The sequence below is a fragment of the Streptomyces sp. NPDC046887 genome (assembly GCF_040644755.1).
Lineage (GTDB): Bacteria > Actinomycetota > Actinomycetes > Streptomycetales > Streptomycetaceae > Streptomyces > Streptomyces lichenis.
The window spans coordinates 26,864-52,133 of the sequence record NZ_JBEYXH010000034.1 but is presented as its reverse complement, the minus strand read 5'-3'; the positions used below and the strand labels follow the sequence as shown (position 1 = coordinate 52,133).

Annotated in this window: 22 protein-coding genes; 9 read left to right on the top strand and 13 right to left on the bottom strand. The window is 72.8% G+C overall.

The genetic code is table 11. The annotated features are described in order from the left end of the window. Positions 1-239 precede the first annotated feature (239 nt). A complete protein-coding gene (locus ABZ945_RS25730) occupies positions 240-674 on the top strand; it encodes an SSI family serine proteinase inhibitor (protein ID WP_361273862.1) in 435 nt (144 codons plus the stop codon). Positions 675-735: 61 nt separating this feature from the next. Here the strand turns inward: ABZ945_RS25730 and ABZ945_RS25725 are convergent, their stop codons facing one another. From ABZ945_RS25725 to ABZ945_RS25705, 5 genes are all read right to left on the bottom strand, one after another. Next, positions 736-894 carry a hypothetical protein gene (locus ABZ945_RS25725; protein WP_248634232.1) on the bottom strand — a complete coding sequence of 53 codons (159 nt, stop codon included), beginning with the start codon at positions 892-894 and terminating at the stop codon, positions 736-738. 112 nt (positions 895-1,006) lie between these two features. After that, positions 1,007-1,966, bottom strand: coding sequence for a cytochrome c oxidase assembly protein (locus ABZ945_RS25720; RefSeq protein WP_361273859.1), 960 nt, complete (start codon positions 1,964-1,966; stop codon positions 1,007-1,009). Positions 1,967-2,111: 145 nt separating this feature from the next. After that, entirely contained in the window at positions 2,112-3,137 is a 1,026-nt protein-coding gene (locus ABZ945_RS25715; protein ID WP_361273856.1) for a 6-phosphofructokinase, read from the bottom strand. Positions 3,138-3,330: 193 nt separating this feature from the next. Continuing rightward, a complete protein-coding gene (locus ABZ945_RS25710) occupies positions 3,331-4,059 on the bottom strand; it encodes a glutamine amidotransferase (protein WP_248634235.1) in 729 nt (242 codons plus the stop codon). A gap of 23 nt (positions 4,060-4,082) precedes the next feature. After that, the gene (locus ABZ945_RS25705) at positions 4,083-5,330 is read right to left on the bottom strand and encodes a MurT ligase domain-containing protein (protein ID WP_248634236.1); all 1,248 of its coding nucleotides are present in this window, start codon (positions 5,328-5,330) and stop codon (positions 4,083-4,085) included. A gap of 132 nt (positions 5,331-5,462) precedes the next feature. Here ABZ945_RS25705 and def point away from each other — a divergent pair, with 132 nt between their 5' ends. Next, a complete protein-coding gene (gene def / locus ABZ945_RS25700) occupies positions 5,463-6,011 on the top strand; it encodes a peptide deformylase (RefSeq protein ID WP_361273852.1) in 549 nt (182 codons plus the stop codon). 156 nt (positions 6,012-6,167) lie between these two features. On the opposite strand, the gene ABZ945_RS25695 is transcribed toward def, so the two are convergent. Next, positions 6,168-6,839: a TetR family transcriptional regulator gene (locus tag ABZ945_RS25695; protein WP_361273850.1), complete on the bottom strand. Its 672-nt coding sequence runs from the start codon at positions 6,837-6,839 to the stop codon at positions 6,168-6,170. A gap of 209 nt (positions 6,840-7,048) precedes the next feature. Here ABZ945_RS25695 and ABZ945_RS25690 point away from each other — a divergent pair, with 209 nt between their 5' ends. Then, positions 7,049-8,275, top strand: a complete 1,227-nt coding sequence (locus tag ABZ945_RS25690) for an acyl-CoA dehydrogenase family protein (protein ID WP_361273848.1) — start codon at positions 7,049-7,051, stop codon at positions 8,273-8,275. Between the two features lie 50 nt (positions 8,276-8,325). On the opposite strand, the gene ABZ945_RS25685 is transcribed toward ABZ945_RS25690, so the two are convergent. Next, on the bottom strand, positions 8,326-8,814 hold the full coding sequence (locus ABZ945_RS25685) for a glutathione peroxidase (RefSeq protein WP_361273845.1): 489 nt from the start codon (positions 8,812-8,814) through the stop codon (positions 8,326-8,328). 91 nt (positions 8,815-8,905) lie between these two features. Here ABZ945_RS25685 and ABZ945_RS25680 point away from each other — a divergent pair, with 91 nt between their 5' ends. Beyond that, positions 8,906-9,118, top strand: coding sequence for a DUF6011 domain-containing protein (locus ABZ945_RS25680; protein WP_361273936.1), 213 nt, complete (start codon positions 8,906-8,908; stop codon positions 9,116-9,118). A 10-nt stretch (positions 9,119-9,128) separates the two neighbouring features. On the opposite strand, the gene ABZ945_RS25675 is transcribed toward ABZ945_RS25680, so the two are convergent. Both ABZ945_RS25675 and ABZ945_RS25670 read right to left on the bottom strand, forming a co-directional pair. Continuing rightward, the gene (locus ABZ945_RS25675) at positions 9,129-9,995 is read right to left on the bottom strand and encodes an acyl-CoA thioesterase II (protein ID WP_361273843.1); all 867 of its coding nucleotides are present in this window, start codon (positions 9,993-9,995) and stop codon (positions 9,129-9,131) included. 30 nt (positions 9,996-10,025) lie between these two features. After that, positions 10,026-12,599: a DUF3516 domain-containing protein gene (locus ABZ945_RS25670; RefSeq protein ID WP_361273840.1), complete on the bottom strand. Its 2,574-nt coding sequence runs from the start codon at positions 12,597-12,599 to the stop codon at positions 10,026-10,028. Positions 12,600-12,970: 371 nt separating this feature from the next. Here ABZ945_RS25670 and ABZ945_RS25665 point away from each other — a divergent pair, with 371 nt between their 5' ends. Beyond that, entirely contained in the window at positions 12,971-13,762 is a 792-nt protein-coding gene (locus tag ABZ945_RS25665) for a metal-dependent hydrolase (RefSeq protein WP_361273837.1), read from the top strand. Between the two features lie 215 nt (positions 13,763-13,977). On the opposite strand, the gene ABZ945_RS25660 is transcribed toward ABZ945_RS25665, so the two are convergent. The 3 genes from ABZ945_RS25660 to ABZ945_RS25650 all read right to left on the bottom strand — a co-directional run bounded on the left by ABZ945_RS25660 (position 13,978) and on the right by ABZ945_RS25650 (position 18,201). Next, entirely contained in the window at positions 13,978-15,759 is a 1,782-nt protein-coding gene (locus tag ABZ945_RS25660; protein ID WP_361273934.1) for an ABC transporter ATP-binding protein, read from the bottom strand. 5 nt (positions 15,760-15,764) lie between these two features. After that, positions 15,765-17,636 (bottom strand): ABC transporter ATP-binding protein, encoded by a 1,872-nt coding sequence (locus ABZ945_RS25655; RefSeq protein ID WP_361273835.1) that lies wholly within the window; start codon positions 17,634-17,636, stop codon positions 15,765-15,767. Between the two features lie 106 nt (positions 17,637-17,742). Next, complete coding sequence (locus ABZ945_RS25650; RefSeq protein ID WP_361273931.1) at positions 17,743-18,201, bottom strand: MarR family transcriptional regulator; 459 nt, start codon at positions 18,199-18,201, stop codon at positions 17,743-17,745. 184 nt (positions 18,202-18,385) lie between these two features. On the opposite strand from ABZ945_RS25650, the gene ABZ945_RS25645 reads away from it, so the two are divergent. Both ABZ945_RS25645 and mltG read left to right on the top strand, forming a co-directional pair. Further along, complete coding sequence (locus ABZ945_RS25645) at positions 18,386-20,197, top strand: ABC transporter ATP-binding protein (protein ID WP_361273832.1); 1,812 nt, start codon at positions 18,386-18,388, stop codon at positions 20,195-20,197. Positions 20,198-20,601: 404 nt separating this feature from the next. After that, positions 20,602-21,462, top strand: coding sequence for an endolytic transglycosylase MltG (gene mltG / locus ABZ945_RS25640; RefSeq protein WP_361273829.1), 861 nt, complete (start codon positions 20,602-20,604; stop codon positions 21,460-21,462). A gap of 26 nt (positions 21,463-21,488) precedes the next feature. Here mltG and ABZ945_RS25635 read toward each other — a convergent pair whose 3' ends face one another. Further along, positions 21,489-22,562 (bottom strand): NAD(P)-binding domain-containing protein, encoded by a 1,074-nt coding sequence (locus tag ABZ945_RS25635; RefSeq protein ID WP_361273928.1) that lies wholly within the window; start codon positions 22,560-22,562, stop codon positions 21,489-21,491. 79 nt (positions 22,563-22,641) lie between these two features. Here ABZ945_RS25635 and ABZ945_RS25630 point away from each other — a divergent pair, with 79 nt between their 5' ends. Together ABZ945_RS25630 and ABZ945_RS25625 are read left to right on the top strand one after the other, a co-directional pair. Further along, a complete protein-coding gene (locus ABZ945_RS25630; RefSeq protein WP_361273826.1) occupies positions 22,642-23,064 on the top strand; it encodes a YjbQ family protein in 423 nt (140 codons plus the stop codon). 875 nt (positions 23,065-23,939) lie between these two features. Then, positions 23,940-25,025: a magnesium and cobalt transport protein CorA gene (locus ABZ945_RS25625; protein WP_361273925.1), complete on the top strand. Its 1,086-nt coding sequence runs from the start codon at positions 23,940-23,942 to the stop codon at positions 25,023-25,025. Positions 25,026-25,270: the final 245 nt, after the last annotated feature.

Here is a 25,270-nt window from a genome sequence, read left to right as displayed (position 1 = left end):
TGCCGCGTACACGCGCCGGGAGCTGGTAAAGGCGTTCCCGCGGGTGCGCACGCCGTCCGTACGCCGTCCGTGGGATATGCCGGGGCGGGCCGGTGGGCCGTACGCGGGACGCTGCGGCGCGCCACGCCCGGACCCGCGCGACCGCGGGTACCGCTGTTCCTGCCGGCCACCCCCGGCTGCCCGGCCCCCGCACCCCACCGGACGGGCCGGGTCCCACGACAGACTCCCGGGAGTACGAGATGACCCTCCGTACCATCGCCGCCGCGGCCGCCGCGGCCGCCCTGCTCAGCTGCGCCGCGGCCCTCCCCGCGCACGCCGACACCGACCCCGTGGACCTTTCGGCCCAGCCCGGGGCCACGGCCGAGGCCGCCCCCGAGGGGCTGTTCCTCACCGTCTCCGGCTCGGGCGACAGCTGGATCCGCGGCGTACGGCTGAGCTGCGCCCCGGTGCCCTCGGGCCCGCACCCCGAGGCCAAGGCCGCCTGCGCCGCCCTGGACACCGCGCGCGGAAACCTGGACAAGCTGAGCGGCGAGGAACGCCCCTGTACCAAGCGGTTCGACCCGGTCACCGTCCGCGCGGCGGGGGAGTGGCGCGGACTGCCCGTCGACTGGCGGAAGTCCTACGGCAACGCCTGTCAGATGCAGACCGCCACCGGGGCGCTCTTCCGTTTCTGACACACCTCAACGGTCCGGTGGCGAAGACCGCTACCGGACCACATCAGCCACCAGGAAGCCGTCAGGCGTCCCGGATGGCCGCCACCCCGATCGTCACCAGGCCCAGCACCACCCAGCCGAACCACAGCCAGCCGTTGCTGCCGAGCGCCACCGTGTACGCCGTGGTGAGCACCAGCACCCCGACGGTCAGCACACTCATCGTCTTCGTGGAACCGGACATACGGGCTCTCCTCCCGGCCGCGACCACTCCTCCATGGTCACCCGGACGGCCGCCTCCGCGCCACCGTCCGGACAGCCGGATTCCGCCGTTCCGCACAGCGGGTCCCGGTCGGCTACCGCCCGCGGGTCTGGGTCCGGAGCGAGGCCAGATAGGCGTTGTACGCCGCCAGCTCCTTGTCGCCGTCCCGGTCGGCCGCCCGGTCCTTGCGCACCGCCTGGCGCTGCTCGGAGCGGTACCACTGGTAGACCAGCGCGATCAGCACCAGCACCGAGGGGATCTCGCTGAACGCCCAGGCGATGCCGCCCGCCGCGTTCTGGTCGGTCAGGGCGTCGATGCCCAGGGAGGCCGGCGGGTTCCGGTAGGCCGCGACCATCGGCTCGCTCGCCATCATCAGCGCGATGCCGAAGAAGGCGTGGAACGGCATCCCGGCGAACAGCTCCAGCATCCGCATCACATAGCCCGGCCGGTGCGGGCCCGGGTCCACGCCCATGATCGGCCAGAAGAACACCAGCCCCACCGCCAGGAAGTGCACCATCATCCCGACATGGCCCGGCTTGGAGCCCATCAGGAAGTCGAACAGCGGGGTGAAGTACAGCCCGTACAGGCTGGCGATGAACAGCGGGATGGTGAACGCGGGGTGGGTGACGATCCGCAGATAGCGGCTGTGCAGCAGCGCGAGCAGCAGTTCCCGCGGCCCCTTGGCGCCGCGCCGGGAGGCCACCGGCAGCGCCCGCAGCGCCAGGGTGACCGGGGCCCCCAGCAGCAGCAGGATCGGCGACAGCATGCTGATCACCATGTGCTGGACCATATGCACGCTGAACATGACCATGCCGTAGTCGTTCAGCCCGGTGCAGGTCACCAGCGCCACGCTCAGCACACCCACGGCGAAGGCCACCGTGCGGCCCATCGGCCAGGCGTCCCCGCGCCGCCCCAGCCGCGCCACGCCCCAGCCGTACAGGGCGAGCGCCAGCAGGCAGCCGACCAGGAAGAAGGTGTCCGGTGAGTAGGCGAGGCCCCGCCCCAGCGTGAACGGCGGCAGGTCCATGGTCATGCCGTGCCCGCTGTGATCCATCCGCCGGCTCCTGGTTCGTACTGGTATGTCCGCTACGCCCGGTTGGCCACCGTTGGCCACCGGACGTCTGCTTGCCGCACCAGACTAGAACCGCCCCCGGACGCGGCTGCGACCGGGGGCGGGTCCCTGGGGATCCGGGAGGATTTCAGAGCACCGTCTCGGCCTCGGCGTACCGCTCGGTGGGCACCGTCTTCAGCGTCCTCACGGCCTCGGCCAGCGGCACCATCACGATGTCGGTGCCGCGCAGCGCGGTCAGCATGCCGAACTCGCCGCGGTGCGCCGCCTCCACCGCGTGCCAGCCGAACCGGGTGGCCAGCACCCGGTCGTACGCGGTCGGCGTCCCGCCGCGCTGGACGTGGCCGAGGATCACCGGGCGGGCCTCCTTGCCCAGCCGGCGCTCCAGCTCCCCGGACAGCTGCCGGGCGATCCCGGCGAACCGCTCATGGCCGTACATGTCCTTGCCGCCCTCGTCGAACTCCATGGAGCCCTCGCGCGGCTTGGCGCCCTCGGCGGCCACCACGATGGCGAACCGCTTGCCCGCCTCGAAGCGGGCGCCCACCCTGGCCGCCAGCTCCTCGATGTCGAAGGGACGCTCGGGGACCACGATGGCGTGCGCGCCGGCCGCCATCCCGGAGTGCAGGGCGATCCAGCCGGTGTGCCGCCCCATGACCTCCACGATCAGCACCCGCTGGTGCGACTCGGCGGTGGTCTTCAGCCGGTCCAGCGCCTCGGTGGCGACCCCGACCGCGGTGTCGAAGCCGAAGGTGACGTCGGTGGAGGCGATGTCGTTGTCGATCGTCTTCGGCACGCCGACGATCGGCAGCCCCGCCTCGGCGAAGATGTTCGCCGCCTTCAGGGTGCCCTCACCGCCGATCGGGATGATCGCGTCCAGGCCCAGGTCGGCGACATGGCCCTTGGCCCGCTCCACCCCGTCCACCAGATGGTTGGGCTGCACCCGGGAGGAACCCAGGATGGTCCCGCCGCGGGCCAGGATGCCGGCCACGTCGTCCAGGTCCAGCGGGCGGTGGTCCCCCTCCAGCAGACCCTTCCAGCCGTCGTGGAAGCCGATGACCTCGTCCCCGTGGTCGACGACCGCGCGGTGCACGACGGAGCGGATGACGGCGTTCAGACCGGGGCAGTCGCCACCGGAGGTGAGCACACCTATGCGCATAGCCCGAAATACCTTTGCAACGTGGGCCGACTCCCGGACCACGTCGTCCGGCTGGAATCCCCGCCACCCTACCGGCGTACGGTGGCCGCGCCGAATCCTGAAGTCCAGCCACCGGACGGACTTCCTGCGAACCGACGACAACGGCGAGGGACCGGCAGCCGTCCATGGCTGCCGGTCCCTCGTGGTCCGTGCGTCAGGCCGGCTGGGAGGCGGCGGCGATCCGCTCGTCGCGCAGCGCCTCGTACCACCGGTCGTCGGTCGGCGGCAGCGCGTTGACGTCCAGCGCCAGCTTCAGCAGCAGGTCGGCGATCTGCGGGTTGCGCGCCATCACCGGCCCGTGCATATACGTGCCGAAGACGGTCTCGTTGTACGCGCCCTCGGTGCCGTCGCCGGTCCCGTTGCCGTTGCCGAACACGGTCCGGGCGAACGGGCGGGCGGTCGGGCCGAGGTGGGTGACGCCCTGGTGGTTCTCGAACCCGGTCAGCTGCGGCAGCCCGAGCCGCGGGTCGATGTCGGCGAGCACGTCGCCGACGCAACGGGCGCCCTCGCCTCGGGTGGAGATCACGTCGATCAGCCCGAGGCCCGGCTCCCGCTCGCCGAGGTCGTTGATGAACTCGTGACCGAGGATCTGGTAGCCGGCGCAGACCGAGAAGATGATCGCGCCGTTCTCCGCCGCGCGGTTCAGCCCGCCGTCCCGGCGCAGCCGCTCGGCCGCCAGCCGCTGCGGGCGGTCCTCACCGCCGCCGATGAGGTAGATGTCGCCGGAGGTCGGGATCGGCTGGTCACTGCGCACGTCCACCCGCTGCACATCCAGCCCGCGCTGCCGGGCGCGGCGCTCGACCACCAGGGCGTTGCCCTGGTCACCGTAGGTGCTGAGCAGGTCCGGGTAGACCCACACCAGCCGCAGACTGCTGTCGCTCATGCTCATGTCCTTTGCGAGGGGGGTCAGTTGCCGACGCGGCGGCGGACGTCCTGGAACGCGGTGTAGTTGGCGATCAGCTCGATCCGCCCGGGCGGGGCCAGCTGCACCGCCTCGTCCAGCGTCTCGCACACCCGGAAGTCCAGGCCCGCGACCTCCAGCCGGACGGCCAGGTCCAGCCGCCGGTCGCCGATGACCGAGATCGGGTGCCCGGCCAGCCGGGTGTAGTCGACGTCCCACAGCCAGGAGGTGTCGGTGCCGTCCGCGCCGCGGGCGTTGACCGAGAGGATCACCGGCGTGGGCGGCGGGTCGATCAGCGAGAAGGTCTCCAGCCAGCCGGCCGGGTTCTTCGCCAGCAGCAGCCGGATCTCGCGCTCCAGGAAGGTGACCGTGTCATACCGTCCGGCCACCGCCTGCACCTGGTACATCCGCTCCAGTGCCACCTGCGGCGGCACCCCGAACACGGCGGCGACGGCCGCCGAGCTGGCGGCGTTGGCCTTGTTGGCCCGGCCCGGCAGCTGGAGGTGGATCGGCCAGGCCGAGCCGTGCGGGTCGAGGACGTGGTCGCCGCTGAGGACCCAGCTGGGCGCGGGGCGGCGGAAGCCGCACTCGCCGCAGAACCAGTCGTCGCCGGGGCGCTGCATCACACCGCCGCAGGCGGGGCAGGACCAGGCGTCGTCCTTCCACTCCTGACCGGCCGCCACCCAGACCACGTTGGGGGAGGAGGACGCGGCCCACACCACCAGCGGGTCGTCCGCGTTGGCCACCACCACGGCCTTGCTGCCGGACAGCCCCTCACGCCACTTCTCGGCCAGCATCCGCGTCTCGGCGGCCCGGTCGAGCTGGTCGCGGGAGAGGTTGAGCAGCGCGATCGCCTTGGGGGTGACGTCCCGGGCGACCCCGGCCAGGTACTTCTCGTCCACCTCGATCACACCGAACCGGGCGTCCGAGCCGCCGGCCAGCGCCGAGGTGATGCCCGCCGGCATATTGGCGCCGAGCGCGTTGGACACCACCGGTCCCGCGGCGCCCAGGGCCTCCGCGATCAGCCGGGTGGTGGTCGTCTTGCCGTTGGTCGCGGACACCAGGACGACGTCCAGGTGCTGTGCCAGCCGCCCCAGCAGGTCGGGGTCGAGCTTGAGCGCCACCCGGCCGCCGATCACCGATCCGCTGCCGCGTCCCGCCGCGCGCGACACCGCCGCTGCGGCCTTGCCCGCCGTCACGGCCAGCTTGGCTCGCGGCGACAGCGGCTCAGGATTGCCGGGGTGTCCTGCCATCGTCCTCGTTCCTCCTAGCGTGGGTCCTGGGTCAGCCTATCGAGACTCCGGCGGGCACCGAACCGCGCCACCTGCCGAAACCCCCGGGTGGGCCCGGAGGAGGGGCTCCACGGACGCGATTAGGGTGGTGCCATGCGCAACCGGCCGATCCCCGGCAGCTCCGGCCGCGTACGAGCCATGCGGCGGTTCGGCGACCCGGTGCTGCACACCCCCTGCCAGCCCGTCACCGCCTTCGACGGCGCCCTCGCCGAGCTGGTCGAGGACCTGTTCGCCACCATGTACGCGGCCCATGGGGTGGGCCTGGCGGCCAACCAGATCGGGGTGGACGCCCGGGTCTTCGTCTACGACTGCCCCGACGACGAGGAGGTCCGCCACCTCGGCCATGTGGTCAACCCCCGCCTGGTGGAGGCCGACGGCGTCACCGTGCGCGGCCCGGAGGGCTGTCTGTCGCTGGCCGGTCTGGAGGCCGGCACCGAGCGGTACGACCACGCGGTGGTCGAGGGCACCGATGTGACCGGCGCCCCGGTACGGGTGGCGGGCACCGGGTTCTTCGCCCGCTGCCTCCAGCACGAGTGCGACCATCTGGACGGCACCGTCTACGCCGACCACCTCACCGGGCTGCGCCGCACCCGGCTGCTGCGCCGGGCCCGCCGCGCCCCCTGGGAGTGGCGCCCCGCGTAGCCCGCTGCCGCTCGGACGCCCAGCCTCCGCCATGGGTCTCCCTCGGTGCCGGTCCGCGCCCCGTGAGCCCACGGTACGTCCGGGCCCGGCGCGCCAGGGACCGCTGTACGGCCGTACGGGGGTGGGGCGGCGGTCGTGTCTCCGCACGGCGCGCCCTCAGAACCCCTGGCCCTCCCGGTCCGGTACGGCCTCCAGCCGCCCCCAGAGCAGGTCCGCCAGGCCCCGTACCAACTCCGCCCGGGTGCAGGGCCGTTCACCCAGCCACCAGTCGCCGGCCGCGTGCATCATGCCGACGATGCCATGCCCCCACACCCGGGCCAGCACGTCTCCGCCCGGGCCGAGGTCTATCCGTTCGGCGATCACCCGGGCCAGCTCCTCGCCCATCCGGCGCAGCACCGGGGCGGAGTGCCGGCCGATGTCGAAGCCGTGCTCGGCGCCGCCCTGGCCCTCCCCGGCCGGGGTGTGCTGGCCGGAGTCCTCGGAGGGGTGCATCAGGAAGCGGTAGACCTGCGGCCGGGCCTCGATGGCGGCCAGATAGGTCTCCAGGGTGGCCTCCACCCGCTCGCGCCGACCGGCGGGCGCGTCCAGGGCGCTGCGCAGCGCGGCGAGCAGGGCGTCGGTGTGCCGCTGGGCGAGGGCCCGGTACAGCCCGCCCTTGTCGCCGAAGTGCCGGTACAGGATCGGCTTGGTGATACCGGCCTCGGCGGCGATCGCGTTCATCGACGCCTGCGGCCCGTCGCGCAGGACCACCCGGTCCGCGGCCTCCAGCAGTTCCTGCCGCCGCCGCTCGGCCGAGCGCTCCGGCTCGCTCCGGTGTGTGGTCTCCATAGCGTCTCTCCCCGCCCGTGCGCGGGCCGGCCGGCGCCGGCCGTACGCGTCGCACTCGTCGTACTGGTCTCACTGGTCGTACTGGTCCTGCTTGGGTCGTCCTCAGGACCCCGCAACGTAACACCTGTGCCGGTCAGCCGCCGGTTGACAGATTCTACTTGCCGGTAACAGACTGCGGTTACCGCAGGTAACACGCAGGGAGGGAAACGATGGCCGAGTTCACGCTCGATCTCAACGACGACCAGAAGCAGGTCCGCGACTGGCTGCACGGCTTCGCCAGGGACGTGATCCGGCCGGCCGCCTCCGAGTGGGACGAGCGGGAGGAGACGCCGTGGCCCATCATCCAGGAAGCGGCCAAGGTCGGCATCTACTCGCTCGACTTCTACGCCCAGCAGTTCTTCGACCCCACCGGCCTCGGCATCCCGATGACCATGGAGGAGCTGTTCTGGGGCGACGCCGGCATCGCGCTCTCCATCGTCGGAACCGGACTGGCCGCCGTCGGCGTGCTGGCCAACGGCACCGAGGAGCAGATCGGCACCTGGGTGCCGCAGATGTACGGCGACCCGGGCGACGTCAAGGTGGCCGCCTTCTGCTCCTCCGAGCCCGACGCCGGCTCCGACGTGTCCGCCATGCGCACCCGCGCCGTCTACGACCAGGCCAAGGACGAGTGGGTGCTGGGCGGCACCAAGACCTGGGCCACCAACGGCGGCATCGCGAACGTCCATGTGGTCGTCGCGGTGGTCGACCCCGAGCTGGGCTCCAAGGGCCACGCCTCCTTCATCGTGCCCCCGGGCACCGCCGGACTCTCCCAGGGGCAGAAGTTCCAGAAGCACGGCATCCGTGCCTCGCACACCGCGGAGGTGGTGCTGGAGGACGTCCGCGTCCCCGGGAGCTGCCTGCTCGGCGGCAAGGAGAAGCTGGACCAGCGCCTGGCCCGGGCCCGCGAGAAGGCCAAGGCGGGCGGCGAGCGTCTGAAGAACGCCGCCATGGCCACCTTCGAGGCCTCCCGCCCGGCCGTCGGCGCCATGGCGGTCGGCACCGCCCGCGCCGCCTACGAGGTCGCGCTCGACTACGCCAAGACCCGCACCCAGTTCGGCCGGCCGATCATCGACAACCAGGGCGTCGCCTTCCAGCTCGCCGATATGCGCACCCAGATCGACGCCGCCCGGCTGCTGGTCTGGCGCGCCTCCTGGATGGCCACCACCGGCAAGCCCTTCACCTCCGCCGAGGGCTCGATGTCCAAGCTGTACGCCAGCGAGGTCGCCAAGAAGGTCACCGGCCAGGCCATCCAGATCCTCGGCGGCAACGGCTACACCCGCGAGTACCCGGTGGAGCGGATGCACCGGGACGCCGCGATCTACACCATCTTCGAGGGCACCAGCGAGATCCAGCGCCTGGTCCTGGCCCGCACCCTCTCCGGGATGCCCATCCGCTGAACCGGCCCGCACGGCCCCTTCGCCACGAGGGGGCCGTGCCCGCACCCGGCTCAGACCGCCGGCAGCCGCTCCTCCACCGCCGCCACCAGCTCCGGGGCCTCCGGCTCGGTGCGCGGGCGGAAGCGGACCACGGCGCCGTCCGGGCCGATCAGGAACTTCTCGAAGTTCCACTGGACGTCCCCGGCCTCGCCCCCGGCGTCCGCCACCTGCGTCAGCTCGGTGTACAGCGGGTGCCGCCCGGCCCCGTTGACGTCGGTCTTCTCCAGCATCGAGAAGGTCACCCCGTAGGTGGCCGAGCAGAAGGTGCCGATCTCCTCGGCGGTGCCCGGCTCCTGGCCGCCGAACTGGTTGCACGGCACACCCACCACGGTCAGCCCGCGGTCGCCGTAGCGCTGCTGAAGCCGCTCCAGGCCCTCGTACTGCGGGGTCAGCCCGCACTGGGAGGCCACATTGACCACCAGCACGGCCTGCCCCCGGTACGCGGCGAGGCTGGTCGGCTCACCGGTCAGGGTGCGCAGCGGGATGTCGTACAGGGACATGGGGCAACTCCTCGAAGCATCGGGGCCGGTCGGGTTCGATCAAAACACGGACGCCTGGTAGACAGCACGGGTGACCCCACACGACGAGGCCCTGCCGGGCCTGGAACCGGACGCGGCCCCCGAGGGCGAGCCGGACGGCGTACGCCGCACCGTCCGCTGCGGGCTGTGCGGCCGCCCGCTGACCGGCGCCGACTCCCGGCGCACCGGCCTCGGCCCGGCCTGCGACGCCAAGCTCCATCCGTCCGGCCCGGACATCCCGGCCCGCCGCCGCGATCCCGAGCAGGACACCCTGCCCGGGCTGTAGCGCGTCTGCGTCAGTGGCGGCGGAACAGCCCCTCCTGCACCACCGACACCAACAGCCGGCCCTCGCGGTCGTAGATCCGGCCGCGCGCCAGACCGCGCCCGCCGGTCGCGATCGGCGACTCCTGGTCGTACAGGAACCACTCGTCCGCCCGGAACGGCCGGTGGAACCACATCGCGTGGTCCAGCGAGGCCATGTCGAAGCCGCGCGGCCCCCAGAGCGGTTCGACCGGGATGCGGACCGCGTCCAGCAGGGTCATGTCCGAGGCGTAGGTGAGCGCGCAGGTGTGCACCAGCGGGTCGTCGCCCAGCGGCCCCACCGCCCGCATCCACACCGCGCTGCGCGGATCGGCCTCCTTGACCTCCTCGGGCGTCCAGCGCAGCCGGTCGACGTACCGGATGTCGAACGGCATCCGCCGGGCCATCCGCTCCATCGCCTCCGGCAGCGCCCCCAGGTGCTCCCGCACCTCCTCGGCCACCGTCGGCAGCTCCTCCGGGCGCGGGAACTCCAGCCGGGGCGGCAGCTGGTGGTCGAAGCCGGTGTCCTCGGCCCGGTGGAAGGAGGCCGTCAGATTGAAGATCGTCTTGCCCTGCTGGACCGCGGTGACCCGGCGGGTGGTGAACGACCGCCCGTCCCGCACCCGTTCGACCTGGTAGACGATCGGCACGCCCGGGATGCCCGGCCGCAGGAAGTAGGCGTGCAGCGAGTGCACCGGACGGTCCCCGTCGGTGGTGCGCCCGGCCGCCACCAGCGCCTGCCCGGCGACCTGGCCGCCGAAGACCCGCTGCAGCGACTCCTCGGGGCTGGTGCCCCGGAAGATGTTCACCTCGATCCGCTCCAGGTCGAGCAGATCCACCAGTCTCTCGGCGGGATTGGTCACGCGTCCGTCCCTTTCCTTCCGTATCCGTCTCTACAGCTGCCCGACGTCGGTCACCCGGACCACCGCGAGGCCCTCCTCGTCGGAGGCGGCGAGGTCCACCTCCGCGCTGATGCCCCAGTCGTGGTCGCCGTTGGGATCGGCGAAGGTCTGGCGCACCCGCCACAGCCCGTGCGCCTCGTCCTCCTCGATGGACAGCAGCTTGGGGCCGCGCGCGTCCGGGCCGGTGCCCAGGTCCTCGTACTCCTCCCAGTACGCGTCCATCGCCTCCGCCCACTTCTCCTCGTCCCAGCCCGACTCGGCGTCCAGCTCGCCCAGTTGGGCCACCTGGTCCAGCGCGGCCAGCTCCACCCGGCGGAACATCGCGTTGCGCACCAGCACCCGGAAGGCGCGGGCGTTGGCGGTGACCGGACGCACCTGGTCGGCCTTCTCCTGGGCCTGCTCGGCGGTCTCCACCTCCGGGTTGGCCAGCTGCTCCCACTCGTCGAGCAGCGAGGAGTCCACCTGCCGGACCATCTCGCCCAGCCAGGCGATCAGATCCTCCAGGTCCTCGGTCTTCAGATCGTCCGGGATGGTGTGGTCCAGCGCCTTGTACGCGTTCGCCAGATAGCGGAGCACGATCCCCTCGGTCCGGGCCAGCTCATAGAACGAGGTGAACTCGGTGAAGGAGAGCGCCCGTTCGTACATGTCCCGGATCACCGACTTCGGTGACACCGGATGGTCGCCGACCCAGGGGTGGGACGTGCGGTAGAGGTTGTACGCGTGCCAGAGCAGCTCCTCCAGCGGCTTCGGATACGACACCTCCTGCAGGCGCTCCATCCGCTCCTCGTACTCGACCCCGTCGGCCTTCATCGCCGCGACCGCCTCGCCGCGCGCCTTGTTCTGCTGGGCGGCCAGGATCTGCCGGGGGTCGTCCAGGGTGGACTCCACCACCGAGACCATGTCCAGGGCGTACGAGGGGGAGGCGGGGTCCAGCAGTTCGTAGGCGGCCAGCGCGAAGGTGGACAGCGGCTGGTTGAGCGCGAAGTCCTGCTGGAGGTCGACGGTCAGCCGGATGCGGCGGCCCTCGGCGTCCGGGGTGTCGAGCCGCTCGACCACCCCGCCGTCCAGCAGCGAGCGGTAGATGGCGATGGCCCGCCGGATGTGCCGCAGCTGGTTCCTCCGCGGCTCGTGGTTGTCCTCAAGCAGCCGGCGCATCGCGGTGAAGGCGTCGCCGGGGCGGGCGATCACCGACAGCAGCATGGTGTGGGTGACCCGGAAGCGGGAGGTCAGCGGCTCCGGATCGGAGGCGATCAGCTTCTCGAAGGTGTTCTCCGACCAGGCGACGAACCCCTCCGGCGCCTTCTTCCGTACCACCTTGCGCCGCTTCTTGGGGTCGTCGCCCGCCTTGGCCAGCGCCTTCTCGTTCTCGATGACATGCTCGGGGGCCTGCGCCACCACGAACCCGGCGGTGTCGAAGCCGGCCCGCCCGGCCCGCCCGGCGATCTGGTGGAACTCCCGCGCCCGCAGGGTGCGCACCCGGCTGCCGTCGTACTTGGTGAGCGCGGTGAACAGCACCGTGCGGATGGGGACGTTGACCCCGACGCCCAGGGTGTCCGTCCCGCAGATCACCTTCAGCAGCCCGGCCTGCGCCAGCTTCTCCACCAGCCGCCGGTACTTCGGCAGCATCCCGGCGTGGTGCACGCCGATCCCGTGCCGGACGTAACGCGACAGGTTCCGGCCGAACTTGGTGGTGAAGCGGAAGTTCCCGATCAGCTCGGCGATCCGGTCCTTCTCCTCGCGGGAGCACATGTTGATGCTCATCAGCGACTGCGCCCGCTCCACCGCCTGCGCCTGGGTGAAGTGCACGATGTAGACCGGCGCCTGCTTGGTGTCCAGCAGCTCGGTCAGCGTCTCGGTGATCGGCGTCAGCCGGTACTCGTACGACAGCGGCACCGGCCGGGTCGCCGAGCGCACCACCGCGGTCGGCCGCCCGGTGCGCCGGGTCAGGTCCTTCTCGAACATCGCGACATCGCCGAGCGTGGCCGACATCAGCACGAACTGCGCCTGGGGCAGCTCCAGCAGCGGGATCTGCCAGGCCCAGCCGCGGTCCGGCTCCGCGTAGAAGTGGAACTCGTCCATCACGACCTGGCCGATGTCGGCGTCCGCGCCGTCCCGCAGGGCGATCGACGCCAGCACCTCCGCCGTGCAGCAGATCACCGGGGCGTCCGCGTTCACCGAGGCGTCCCCGGTGAGCATGCCGACGTTCTCGGTGCCGAACAGCTTGCACAGGTCGAAGAACTTCTCCGACACCAGCGCCTTGATCGGCGCCGTGTAGAAGGTGACCTGGTCCTTCGCCAGCGCGGTGAAGTGCGCCCCCGCCGCCACCAGGCTCTTGCCGGAGCCGGTCGGCGTGGAGAGGATCACGTTCGCCCCCGACACCACCTCGATCAGCGCCTCCTCCTGCGCGGGATAGAGGGTGATACCGCGCCCCTCCGCCCATGACGAGAAGGCCTCGAAGAGGGCATCGGGGTCGGCGTCCGGCGGCAGCTGATCGATAAGGGTCACGCCCCCATCTTGCCTGCCCGGAGCCCCGAAGGGAGAACCGGCCGTTCCCGCGAAGATCACCAAGCGTTACGCTTCCCGGGGCGGCCCGGCACCGGGAGCGGTGCGGCCCGTCCAGGCGTACGGACAGCGGCTCGCGGGCAACACGGAGGGTGGCGGCGCCACCACACCGGGGAAGTCCCGCGCCGCGCACACGACACGGGGGCGGGGGACCGCGACATGGACCGACGGGCGCTGAGCGCTGCCAGGACGGGCCGGGCGACACCGGCCGCCGGGGTGGTCGGCCGGGGGATGCCGGGGGCCGGGATGGCGAACCGGGAACGGGGCGGGGGCCGGGTTCCGGGTGCGGATCGGGTTCGACGCGGGGGCCTGACCCGGGGCGGGAGCCTGGTTCATGGCGGCGCATGTCTGACGCAGGGCGGGGGAGCGGGCCGATGATGGGGCCGGCGCACTCGCTGTCCGGAGCGGCGGCCTGGCTGGGCGTCGGCGCGGCCGCGGCCGCCACTGGCCACACCATGCCCTGGCCGGTGCTCCTGGCCGGCGCCCTGATCTGCGCGGGTGCCGCGCTCGCCCCTGACCTGGACCACAAGTCGGCCACCATCTCCCGCGCCTTCGGCCCGCTCTCCCGCGCCCTCTGCGGAATCGTGGACGCCATCTCGTTCGCCGTCTACAAGATCACCAAGTCCAAGAAGGACGCCCGCCGCACCGGCGGCCACCGCACCCTCACCCACACCGCGGTATGGGCGCTGCTCATCGGAGTCGGCGCCTCCACGCTCGCCGTGGAGGGCGGCCGCTGGGCGGTGCTGGCCCTGCTCTTCGTCCATATGGTGCTGGCCGTCGAGGGACTGCTGTGGCGGGCCGCCCGGGTCTCCAGCGATGTGCTGGTCTGGCTGCTCGGCGCCACCAGCGCCTGGATCCTCGCCGGGGTGCTCGACCAGCCCGGCAACGGCGCCTACTGGCTGGTCACCGATCCCGAGTTGGCGTACGCCTGGATCGGGCTGCCCATCGTGCTGGGCGCCCTGGTCCATGACATCGGCGACGCCCTGACCATCTCCGGCTGCCCGATCCTCTGGCCCCTGCCCATCGCGGGCAAGCGCTGGTACCCGCTCGGCCCGCCCTCCGTGATGCGCTTCCGGGCCGGCAGCTGGGTCGAGCTCAAGATCCTCATGCCCGTCTTCATGCTCGCCGGCGGGGTGGGCGCCGCGGCGGCGCTGAACCTGATCTGACCAGGGGTCGGATACGGGGGCGGGGCCGGCGACCCCGGTCTCCGCCGGGCTTTACGGGCGCCCCGCCGGCCTACGCGGCCTGGCCCGGAACCGGCTGGGTACCGCCTCCCCGGCGGCCCGGACCGTCGGGGGCCCCGCGCGGCGGCCCGGTCGCGCGCCCCCGCGGGCCCACCCGGACCACCACCCGCCCCCGCCCGCCCCTCCCGGAGGGCACGTCACCCGTGCCAGGACCGCCAGAGCGAGGCGTACGCCCCACCGGCCGCGACCAGTTCGTCATGGCCGCCCAGCTCGGTGATCCGGCCGTCCTCCACCACCGCGATCACATCCGCGTCATGCGCGGTGTGCAGCCGGTGGGCGATCGCCACCACCGTACGGCCGTCCAGCACCCGCGCCAGCGAGCGCTCCAGCCGGCGGGCCGCCCGCGGGTCCAGCAGCGAGGTCGCCTCGTCCAGCACCAGGGTGTGCGGGTCGGCCAGCACCAGCCGGGCCAGCGCGATCTGCTGGGCCTGCGCCGGGGTCAGCGCCAGACCGCCGGAGCCCACCGCGGTGTCCAGCCGCTCGGCCAGGGCGCGCGCCCATCCGTCGGCGCCCACCGCGGCGAGCGCGGCCCACAGCTCCTCGTCACCGCTGTCCACCCGCGCCAGCAGCAGGTTGTCCCGCAGCGAACCGGTGAACACATGGTGCTCCTGGTTGACCAGGGCCACCTGCTCCCGCACCCGCTCGGCCGGCATCCGGGACAGCTCGGCCGCCCCCAGCGTCACCCGCCCGGTACGCGGCCCGTAGATCCCGGCCAGCAGCCGGCCCAGGGTGGACTTGCCCGCACCGGACGGGCCGACCAGCGCCACCCGGGTGCCGGGCGGCACCTCCAGCGACACCCGGTGCAGCACGTCCACCCCTTCGCGGTAGCCGAAGCGCACCTCCTGGGCCCGCACCTCCCGGCCCTCCGGCCGTACCCCGGGGTCGCCCGCGTCCGGCTCGATCTCCCGGACCCCCACCAGCCGGGCCAGCGACACCTGGGCGACCTGCAACTCGTCGTACCAGCGCAGGATCAGCCCCACCGGCTCCACCAGCATCTGCGCCAGCAGCGCGCCGGTGGTCAACTGGCCCACGTCCAGCCAGCCGCGCAGCACGCCCACCCCGCCGACCAGCACCACCGCGACCAGCACCGTCATATGGCTGAGGCTGACCACCGGGAAGAGCATCGAGCGCAGGAACAGGGTGTACCGCTCCCAGGCCGTCCACTCCTTGATCCGCCGGTCGGACTGCGCGATCCGCCGCGCGCCCAGCCGGTGCGCCTCGATGGTGCGGCCCGCGTCCACCGTCTCGGCCAGCACCGAGGCGACCGCCGCGTACCCGGCGGCCTCCGAGCGGTACGCGGCCGGGGCCCGCCGGAAGTACCAGCGGCAGCCGACGATCAGCAGCGGCGCGGCCACCAGCGCCGCGAGCGCCAGCGGCGGGGCGGTGACCGCCAGGCCGCCCAGCAGCAGCCCGGCCCAGACCACACCGATCGCCAGCTGCGGTACGGCCTCCCGCATCGCCTCCGCCAGCCGGTCCACGTCCGTGGTGATCCGCGACAGCAGATCGCCCGTACCCGCCCGCTCCAGCACCCCCGGCGGCAGCTTCACCGACCGCACCAGGAAGTCCTCGCGCAGATCGGCGAGCATCTCCTCGCCGAGCATCGCCCCGCGCAGCCGCACCATCCGGACGAACACCGTCTGCACGGCCAGCGCCCCGGCGAACACCGCCAGCGTCTGGGGCAGATACAGCTCCCGCGCCCCCTCGGCCAGCCGGTCCACCAGCGCGCCGAGCAGCGCCGGGCCCACCATCGACGCGACCACCGCGACCGCGTTGACCGTCACCAGCAGCGCGAACGCCCGTCGATGGCGGCGCAGCAGCTCCCGTACATAGCCGTTGACGGTCGCCGCCCCGGCCACCGGCAGGGTCGTCGCCGTCTCCGGTGCCGCCGGGTCGTACTCCGGCGGCACCACCCCGATCACCCGGCTCATGCCGGCTCCTCCCTCTCCACCAGCTCGCGGCTGTCCTTCTCGTCGTCCGACTCGCGGTCGTCCTCGTCGTCCGTCTTCTTCTCGTCATCCGTCTCACGGGTCACCACCGCCCGGTAGCGGGGCTCGTCCCGCAGCAGCGCCCGATGGGTGCCGACCGCCGCCACCCGGCCCTCGTGCACCAGCACCACCCGGTCCGCCACGTCCAGCAGCAGCGGCGAGGAGGCCAGCACCACCGTCGTACGGCCCGCGCGCAGCCGGCGGACGCCCTCGGCGACCCGCGCCTCGGTGTGCGAGTCCACCGCCGAGGTCGGCTCGTCCAGCACCAGCACCTGAGGGTCGGTCACCAGCGAGCGGGCCAGGGCCAGCCGCTGGCGCTGGCCACCGGAGAGCGAACGGCCGCGCTCGGTGATCCGGGTCGCCATCGGGTCGCCGCCACCGTCCGGTGACGCCTGCGCCAGCGCGTCCAGCACATCCCCGCAGCGCGCCGCCGCCAGCGCCTCGTCCACCTCGACGGCTCCGGAGGACGGTACGTCCAGCAGCTCCCGCAGCGTCCCGGAGAGCAGCACCGGGTCCTTGTCCTGCACCAGTACGGCGGTCCGCGCCAGGTCGAGCGGCAGCCCGTCCAGCGGCACTCCGCCGAGCTGCACCGAGGCGTGCTCCTCGGCGGCGGACTGCGCGGTACCGCCCTTGTCCGCGGTGTCGCCTTCCTTGTCCGGGCCCGCCGGGTGGCCGCCCAGCCGCTCGGCGAGGCGGCCCGCCGCGTCCGGGTCGCCGCACACCACGGCGGTCAGCAGCCCCTCGGGTGCGCGCAGCCCGGTCACCGGGTCGTACAGCTCGCCCTTGGGGGCCTGCTGCCCCGCCTCGGCCGGGTCCGTCCGGGACAGTGCCAGCACCCGGGCCGCGCGCTGCGCCGAGGGACGGGAGAAGGAGAAGGCCATCGAGATCTCCTCGAAATGCCGCAGAGGGTACGCGGTGAGGGCGACCGCGCTGTAGACGGCGACCAGCTCCCCCACCGAGATCCGCCCGTCGGCGGCCAGCTTCGCCCCGTACAGCACCACCGCGATCAGCATCAGCCCCGGCAGCACCACCTGGATGGCGGCGATCAGCGCCCACATCCGGGCGCTGTGCACCGCGGCCGTCCGCACCTCCTGGGAGGCCGCGCGATAGCGCCCGAGGAACAGCTCCTCACCGCCGATGCCGCGCAGCACCCGCAGTCCGGCGACCGTGTCGGAGGCCAGCTCGGTGGCGTACCCGGCCTTCTCCCGCTGGGCGTCGGCCCGCCGGGTGGCGCGGGGGAGCAGCGGCAGCACCGCCAGGGCCAGCACCGGCATCCCGGCGGCGACGACCCAGCCCAGCGCCGGTGCGTAGACCACCAGCCCGACGCAGACCAGCACCAGCGAGAGCGCCGCGGCGACGAACCGCGACAGCGCCTCCACGAACCAGCCGATCTTCTCCACGTCCCCGGTGGACACCGCGACCACCTCGCCCGCCGCGACCCGCTGGGTCAGCACCGAGCCGAGCGCGGCCGTCCGGCGGGCCAGCAGCTGCTGCACCCGGGCGGCCGCGGTGATCCAGTTGGTGACCGCGGTCCGGTGCAGCATGGTGTCGCCGAGCGCGATCGCCCCGCCCAGGGCCGCGATCAGCGCCGCCGACCAGCCCAGCGCGCTGCCCGAGCGGTCGACGACCGCCTGCACGGCCAGTCCGACGCCCAGGGGCAGCGCGGCCAGTCCGGCGAAGTGCAGCAGCCCCCAGCACAGGGAACGCAGCTGCCCGCCGAGCTGGTTGCGTCCGAGCCAGACCAGGAACCGGGTCCCCGACCGGACGTCCGGAACGCCGGGGTCCTGGTAGGGGAGGTGGTGAATCTGCATGACGTCCCAGGGTCTCGGCGGGCACAGGTCCAGACCTGCAAGGCTCCCGCCCGGCGACATCCGACGGCAACCGATTTACCGCGCCTGGGCCCGGGTCGGCCCCGGTTCAGCAGCCGCGCTCCGGCACCCCGTCGATTCCGTCCACCAGGGTGGACAGCAGACCGCCCAGCACCTCGCGCTGCTCCTTGGTCAGTGGGGCGAGCACATCCTCCGCCGCCGCCCGGCGGGCGCCGCGCAGGGTGCGCAGGGTCTCCCGGCCGGCCTCGGTGAGCTCGATCCGCACCACCCGCCGGTTCGCCGGGTCGGCCACCCGGCGCACCCGGCCACTCGCCTCCAGCCCGTCCACCAGGCTGGTGATCGCGCGGGGCACCACCTCCAGCCGCGCCGCCAGGTCCGCCATCCTGGGCGCCCCCTCGTGGTGGGCCACCGCGCGCAGCAGCCGGGACTGTGCCGGGGTGATCGCCACCTCGGCGGACTCCAGCTGCCGCTTCTGGCTGCGGTGGATACGCCGGGTCAGCCGCAGCAGCTGCTCGGCCAGCACCCCGTCCGGATCGGGCGCCGGCAGCGGGGTGGAGGCGGGGGGCTCATGACCGGCGGCGGAGGGGAAACCGGAGGCGGGGGAGTCCATGACGGAATACTATCAGGACCACGCTCATTGTGAAGTAGGGTAACAGTGAGCTAAGCTCTGCAAAGATCACCGCCCCGCCCTGCTCCCGATCACCCTCTCCCGCCCTCCCCCGAAGGAGCCCATGCCCCGCCCCGAGAAGCCCCGATGGACACCACCGCCGCCGGACCCCGACCAGCCGCCGGTGGAGGTCCGGCGCATCCTGCGCCTGTTCCGCCCCTACCGCGGCCGGCTCGCCGTGGTAGGGCTGCTGGTCGGCGCCTCCTCGCTGGTCTCCGTCGTCTCTCCGTTCCTGCTCCGCGAGATCCTGGACACCGCCATCCCGCAGGGCCGCACCGGTCTCCTCACGCTGCTCGCGTTCGGCATGATCCTCACCGCCGTGGTGACCAGCGTCTTCAACGTGCTGCAGACGCTCATCTCCACGACGGTCGGCCAGCGCGTGATGCACGATCTGCGCACCGCCGTCTACGGGCAGCTCCAGCGCATGCCGCTGGCCTTCTTCACCCGCACCCGGACCGGTGAGGTGCAGTCGCGGATCGCCAACGACATCGGCGGCATGCAGGCGACGGTCACCTCCACGGCCACCTCGCTGGTCTCCAACCTCACCGCGGTCACCGCCACCGTCGTCGCCATGCTGGCGCTCGACTGGCGGCTGACGGTCGTCTCGCTGCTGCTGATGCCCGTCTTCGTCTGGATCAGCCGGAGGGTCGGCCGGGAGCGCGAGAAGATCACCACCCAGCGGCAGAAGCAGATGGCGGCCATGGCGGCGACCGTCACCGAGTCGCTGTCGGTGAGCGGCATCCTGCTCGGCCGCACCATGGGCCGCGCCGACTCGCTCACCCGCTCCTTCGCCGCCGAGTCCGAGCGGCTGGCCGGCCTCGAAGTGCGCGCCTCCATGGCCGGACGGTGGCGGATGTCCACCATCGGCATGGTGATGGCCGCCCTGCCCGCCCTGCTCTACTGGGCCGCCGGCCTCGCCCTCCAGTCCGGCGGACCCGCGGTTTCCATCGGCACCCTGGTCGCCTTCGTCTCGCTCCAGCAGGGCCTGTTCCGGCCCGCCGTCAGCCTGCTCTCCACCGGCGTCGACCTCCAGACCTCCCTGGCCCTCTTCCGCCGCATCTTCGAGTACCTGGACCTTCCGGTCGAGATCACCGAGCCCGCCCGGCCGGTCCCCCTCCCCTCCGTCCGCGGCGAGATCCGCTTCGAGGGCGTGCGCTTCCGCTACGACGACAAGGGCGCCCCCGCGCTCGACGGCATCGAGCTGACCGTCCCGGCCGGCGGCAGCCTCGCCGTCGTCGGCCCCACCGGCTCCGGCAAGTCCACGCTCAGCTATCTGGTGCCGCGGCTGTACGACGTCACCGGGGGCCGGGTCACCCTCGACGGGGTGGACGTCCGCGACCTGGACTTCGACACCCTGGCCCAGGCCGTGGGCGTGGTCTCCCAGGAGATCTACCTCTTCCACGCCTCCGTCGCCGACAACCTCCGCTTCGCCCGGCCGGACGCCACCGACGAGGAGATCGAGGCCGCCGCCAGGGCCGCCCAGATCCACGAGCACATAGCCTCCCTCCCCGACGGCTACGACACCCTGGTCGGCGAGCGCGGATACCGCTTCTCTGGCGGCGAGAAGCAGCGCCTCGCCATCGCCCGCACCATCCTGCGCGACCCGCCGGTGCTCATCCTCGACGAGGCCACCAGCGCCCTGGACACCCACACCGAGCACGCGGTGCAGGAGGCCATCGACGCCCTCTCCGCGGGCCGCACCACCATCACCATCGCCCACCGGCTCTCCACCGTCCGGGACGCCGACGAGATCGTGGTCCTGGACTCCGGGCACATAGCCGAGCGCGGCACCCACGACGAGCTGCTGGCCAAGGACGGCCGCTACGCCGCCCTGGTCCGCGGCGACACCGCCCTCATCCCCGCCGCCTCCCCCTGATCCTCCCTGGCAAAAAAGGCGTCGCCGCCACCCTGGGACGGGGTGGCGGCGACGCGGGACGAACCAGTCGTCAGCCGAGGACCGCCACATCGACGGTCATCGGATGGGCGACCGTCAGACGAGCCAGCCGAGGAAGTGGAAGGCGCCGGCGAGCAGGTCGGTGATGAGGTTCATGGTGTTGCGTTCTCCTTGGGCGTGATGCATGTGTGGGACTCGCGCAACTCCGGTCTGCAGCCCGTCACTTGCGCACCGTCAGCATCCCGCGCCTCTCGGTGACCGGACAGCGGAACCGCCGCGGATCACACCATCCGGCGAACATCCGACAACACGTTCGTGTGCTTATCGGACGTGTCCCGCGCCCCAGGCTCCCTTCCTCCCGCCCCCCTGCGGGTTACTTTGCCCCCATGTGGAACACATCACCTCAAAACGGTCAGCGGCGAAGGGTGCGGATGACCCGCCGAGGCGTACTGGTGCTGGTCGGCTGCCTCGCCGTCGCCGTAGCGACCGCCGTACTGGTACCGCTGGTACTCCTGAGGCAGGCCCCGTCCCCCGAGAAGCCCCGGATGCTGGTCATCCCCGAGGGCTGGCGGTCCGGGCAGGTCTACGCGGCCATGGACAAGGCCCTCGCGGTCCCCGCCGGCACCACCCGCGGCGCCGCGGCCCGGGCCGGCCTCAAGCTGCCGGCCGCTGCCCGGGGCAACCCCGAGGGATTCTTGTTCCCCGCGACGTACCCGGTCACCTCCACCACCACCCCGGAGAGCCTGCTGCGCTACATGGTGACCACCGCGGACCGCCGCTTCGGCGCGGGCGGCACCACCGCCGGCTCCCCGAACACCTCCGCCAGCAGTCCCACCGGCGGCCTCTACGAGGCGGTGACCATCGCCAGCATCGTGCAGGCCGAGGCCGACACCGCCGCGGACATGGGCAAGGTGGCCCGGGTCGTCCGCAACCGGCTGGCCCAGGGCATGGCCCTCCAGATGGACTCCACCCTCAACTACGCCCTGGACCGCAACACCGTGGACACCACCCACGAGGACACCCGTATCGAGAACCCGTACAACACCTACAACCGCCCCGGGCTGCCGCCCACCCCCATCGCCAACCCCGGCGAGGAGGCCATGCGGGCGGCCACCCAGCCCACCCCCGGCGACTGGCTGTACTTCGTCTCCGTGGCGCCCGGCGACACCCGCTTCACCGCCGACTACCAGGAGCACCTGGCCAACGTCGAGGAGTTCAACACCCGCCGCCGCACCACCACCAGCTGACGCGTCCGCCCCGCCTCCCCCCCCGCTCAGGTGGCCGTCCCCACCGGCACCCGCCCCAGCAACCGCATCACATCCCGCACCGCCGCGCGCCCCGCCCGGTTGGCGCCGATCGTGGACGCCGACGGCCCGTACCCCAGCAGATGCACCCGCTCGTCCCGAGCCGCCCGCGTCCCCACCATCCGGATACCGCCGCCCGGCTCCCGCAGCCGGAGCGGCGTCAGATGGTCCACCGCCGCCCGGAACCCGGTCGCCCAGAGGATCACATCCGCCTCCACCACCCGCCCGTCGTCCCAGGCCACCCCCGTCTCCGTGACCCGGTCGAACATCGGCAGCCGCTCCAGCACCCCCTCCGCCCGGGCCCGCCGGGTCCGCTCGTTCAGCGGCAGCCCGGTCACGCTGACCACGCTCATCGGCGGCAGCCCCTTGCGTACCCGCTCCTCCACCAGCGCCACCGCCGCCCGCCCCTCGGCCTCCCCGAAGTCGCCCTCCCGCCACACCGGCTCCCGCCGGGTCACCCAGGTGGTCTCCGCCGCCACCTCCGCGATCTCCATCAGATGCTGGGTGCCCGACGCCCCGCCGCCCACCACCACGACCCGCAGCCCGGCGAACGCCTCCGGCCCCGGATACCGTGCCGTGTGCAGCTGCCACCCGCCGAAGCGGTCCTGCCCCGGATACCGCGGCCAGAACGGCCGGTCCCACGTCCCCGTGGCGCTGACCAGCACCCTCGTCCCGTACACCCCCTCCGACGACTCCACCCGCAGCCGCCCCCCGTCCCCCTCCCGCACCGCGTCCACATGCACCGGCCGGTGCACCCGCAGCCCGAACGCCTCCTCGTACCGGGTGAAGTACTCCCCGATCACCTCCGACGAGGGCCGCGCGCCGTCCGCCTCGCCCAGCTCCATCCCCGGCAGCGCGTGCATCCCGTGCACCCGGTCGTAGGTCAGCGACGGCCACCGGAACTGCCACGCCCCACCGGCCCGCGGCGCATGGTCCAGCACCACGAAGTCCGTATCGGGCCGCAGGCCGGCCCGCCGCAGGTGGTACGCCGCCGACAACCCGGCCTGCCCGGCCCCCACGACCACCACGTCCATCGCCGTCATCTCATCCACGCCCACCCCAACCACACCGCCCCCGCCGCTCTTCCCGCCCCTCCCCTCCCCGCGGTGCCACCATGGAGCCATGAGCGACGCCTTCACCACCCGCGTACTGCACATCACCACCGGCAACGCCGAGACCGTCCACGACCTCACCGCCGACTGCACCGCCTTCCTCCGCGAGGCCGCCGCCGGCCGCGACGGCCTCCTCAACGTCTTCGCCCCGCACGCCACCACGGGCGTCGCCGTCCTGGAGACCGGCGCCGGCAGCGACGACGACCTCCTCGCCGCCCTGCACACCCTCCTCCCCGCCGACGACCGCTGGCAGCACCGCCACGGCAGCCCCGGCCACGGCCGCGACCACGTCCTCCCCGCCCTCATCCCCCCACACGCCACCCTCCCCGTCGTAGGCGGCGAACTGGCCCTGGGCACCTGGCAGTCGGTCTGCCTGGTCGACACCAACGTCGATAATGTGGATCGGCAGGTACGGCTGAGCTTCCTGGGCTGAGGGGGGCCGCTCAGGAGGCGCGGGGCCGACCCGGTGCTGGCGGTGGCGGCGGCGCGTGAAACATTCCCGCAGGTGCGGGCCCGATACCCAGACTCTTACCGGTGTGGAAGTGGGCCACGGAACACCCCCGCGGGCGCGGGGCCGACGTCGCCGGGGCCATTGGCACCCCTGGTCATCGCCGGAAAAGCCCCGCGGGTGCGGGGCCGACTGCACCGCGTACTCCGCGGACACGAGCTGGCGGGGAAGACCCCCGTGGGTGCGGGGCCGACACCGTCAACGACCTGGACGGCGAGCTGATCAACGGAAGACCCCCGCGGGTGCGGGGCCGACCTGGCGGGCGGGTCAGCGGGCCTCGGTGAGCTCGGAACACCCCCGCGGGTGCGGGGCCGACGGCGAGCTGCCGGGCGGGTGCCGGGGTCAGGAGGGAACACCCCCGCGGGTGCGGGGCCGACCCGTTGATCACGGCTGCCTCCTCGTTCTCGGTGGGAACACCCCCGCGGGTGCGGGGCCGACACTTGTTGAGCTGCGGCTCTAGTTGAGTGTGGGCTCGATTTCGTTCACTTGCATCGTGTCCTCCGGGGGCATCTAGCCTGGGGCAGGCTCCACAGCGGCCAGTATTGCAGCGCTCGGGTTCGGTCGTTGTGGGGGCCGCTGCGCTGAGGGTGTCCTTGGGGAGGTTGGCGGACATGAACCGGGACAACTCGGAGCGGACGGTGCGGGTGAGCTTCCTGGGGTGAGGGGGGTCGCTCAGGAGGCGCGGGGCCGGGCGGCGGGGGTTGCTGCCTTCGGGGAGACCGGTGGGCCACCGGTGATCTGGCGGCAATCCATCGATGGCAGACTGACCGCTCCTGCGGCCGAGGAGGCCCCGAGTGTCGATGCTGTCCAGCCTTCGCGGCGCCGTCCGACGCGGCCGCCCGCGACCCGTCGATCTGAGCCATCCGGCCCGGTCGCCGCTGGGCAGCGCGGTCGTCAACTGCGTGGCGTACGGGAAGGGCGGAAAGCGGCTGGAGGACTCCCGCGGCGCCGCGAAGGCCCTGGCGAGGGTGCGCAAGGAGGGCGCGGGTTTCGTCTGGATCGGTCTGCACGAGCCGCATGACGGCGAGCTGGCCGAGCTGGCCGGGTTGTTCCGTCTGCATCCGCTGGCCGTGGAAGACGCGGTCCACGCCCACCAGCGGCCCAAGGTGGAGGAGTACGGGGACACCCTGTTCGCCGTCTTCAAGACGGTCCGTTATGTCGAGCACTCCGAGTTCACCGCGAGCAGTGAGGTCGTGGCCACCGGAGAGCTGATGGTGTTCGTCGGCGCCGACTTCGTCATCACCATCCGGCACGGCGGGCACGGCTCCCTGGGCCCGCTCCGGGAGGAACTGGAGAGCGACCCGGCGCACTTGGCGAAGGGGCCTGCCGCGGTCCTGCACGCCATCGCGGACTGGGTGGTGGACGAGTACCTCTCGGTCACGGACGCGGTACGAGGCGATGTGGACGATGTCGAGACCGCGGTGTTCAGCGTGGCCTCCGGACGCCACGAGGCCGGCCGCATCTACCAGCTCAAGCGTAAGCTGATGGAACTGAAGCGAGCGGCCGCACCCCTCGACCGCCCCTTACAGCGGCTGGTCGAGCGGCAGACGACGCTCGTGCCGGAGGACATCCGCGCCTACTTCCGCGACGTGGCCGACCATCTCCTGCGTACGACCGAGCAGCTCGCCTCGTACGACGCGCTGCTCGACTCGATTCTGCAGGCGCACCTCGCGCAGGTCACCGTGGCCCAGAACGAGGACATGCGCAAGATCACCGCGTGGGCCGCGATCATCGCGGTGCCTACGATGGTGTGCGGCGTGTACGGAATGAACTTCGAGCACATGCCCGAACTCCGGTGGACGTACGGCTACCCCCTGGTCCTGGTGGCGATCGTCACCGTCTGTGCTTTCGTGCATCGGGCGTTTCGGCGCAACGGCTGGCTTTGAGCGGGCCGCCTGTCCGGCCTGGGCGGCCTGGGGGCCGACTCACCGCCGGTGCCGGACGGTCGTGTCGGGGCCGGTGCCGGGGCCGGGGGCGGCTCGGCGCGCGCCGCCCCCGACGGCTTGATGGAATGGCAGCGAAGGGCAGGTGAGATGGACCGGACGGCGGGAGGAACGGTGCCCGACCGCGATCCACCGGGATGGCGCGAGCCGCCATGCCCCGCGGACCACCGGGACGACGGCGCGGGGTG

What these genes read in the sequence shown, in the direction of transcription:
- ABZ945_RS25645 (WP_361273832.1), top strand. Translation starts at nt 18,386, where the DNA reads ATGCCCCGCCCCGAGAAGCCCCGATGGACACCACCGCCGCCGGACCCC.
- def (WP_361273852.1), top strand. Translation starts at nt 5,463, where the DNA reads ATGCGCAACCGGCCGATCCCCGGCAGCTCCGGCCGCGTACGAGCCATG.
- ABZ945_RS25625 (WP_361273925.1), top strand. Translation starts at nt 23,940, where the DNA reads ATGCTGTCCAGCCTTCGCGGCGCCGTCCGACGCGGCCGCCCGCGACCC.
- ABZ945_RS25720 (WP_361273859.1), bottom strand. Translation starts at nt 1,966, where the DNA reads ATGGATCACAGCGGGCACGGCATGACCATGGACCTGCCGCCGTTCACG.
- ABZ945_RS25630 (WP_361273826.1), top strand. Translation starts at nt 22,642, where the DNA reads ATGAGCGACGCCTTCACCACCCGCGTACTGCACATCACCACCGGCAAC.
- ABZ945_RS25730 (WP_361273862.1), top strand. Translation starts at nt 240, where the DNA reads ATGACCCTCCGTACCATCGCCGCCGCGGCCGCCGCGGCCGCCCTGCTC.
- ABZ945_RS25695 (WP_361273850.1), bottom strand. Translation starts at nt 6,839, where the DNA reads ATGGAGACCACACACCGGAGCGAGCCGGAGCGCTCGGCCGAGCGGCGG.
- ABZ945_RS25690 (WP_361273848.1), top strand. Translation starts at nt 7,049, where the DNA reads ATGGCCGAGTTCACGCTCGATCTCAACGACGACCAGAAGCAGGTCCGC.
- ABZ945_RS25635 (WP_361273928.1), bottom strand. Translation starts at nt 22,562, where the DNA reads ATGACGGCGATGGACGTGGTGGTCGTGGGGGCCGGGCAGGCCGGGTTG.
- ABZ945_RS25715 (WP_361273856.1), bottom strand. Translation starts at nt 3,137, where the DNA reads ATGCGCATAGGTGTGCTCACCTCCGGTGGCGACTGCCCCGGTCTGAAC.
- ABZ945_RS25655 (WP_361273835.1), bottom strand. Translation starts at nt 17,636, where the DNA reads ATGCAGATTCACCACCTCCCCTACCAGGACCCCGGCGTTCCGGACGTC.
- ABZ945_RS25710 (WP_248634235.1), bottom strand. Translation starts at nt 4,059, where the DNA reads ATGAGCGACAGCAGTCTGCGGCTGGTGTGGGTCTACCCGGACCTGCTC.
- ABZ945_RS25685 (WP_361273845.1), bottom strand. Translation starts at nt 8,814, where the DNA reads ATGTCCCTGTACGACATCCCGCTGCGCACCCTGACCGGTGAGCCGACC.
- ABZ945_RS25665 (WP_361273837.1), top strand. Translation starts at nt 12,971, where the DNA reads ATGATGGGGCCGGCGCACTCGCTGTCCGGAGCGGCGGCCTGGCTGGGC.
- ABZ945_RS25705 (WP_248634236.1), bottom strand. Translation starts at nt 5,330, where the DNA reads ATGGCAGGACACCCCGGCAATCCTGAGCCGCTGTCGCCGCGAGCCAAG.
- mltG (WP_361273829.1), top strand. Translation starts at nt 20,602, where the DNA reads ATGTGGAACACATCACCTCAAAACGGTCAGCGGCGAAGGGTGCGGATG.
- ABZ945_RS25725 (WP_248634232.1), bottom strand. Translation starts at nt 894, where the DNA reads ATGTCCGGTTCCACGAAGACGATGAGTGTGCTGACCGTCGGGGTGCTG.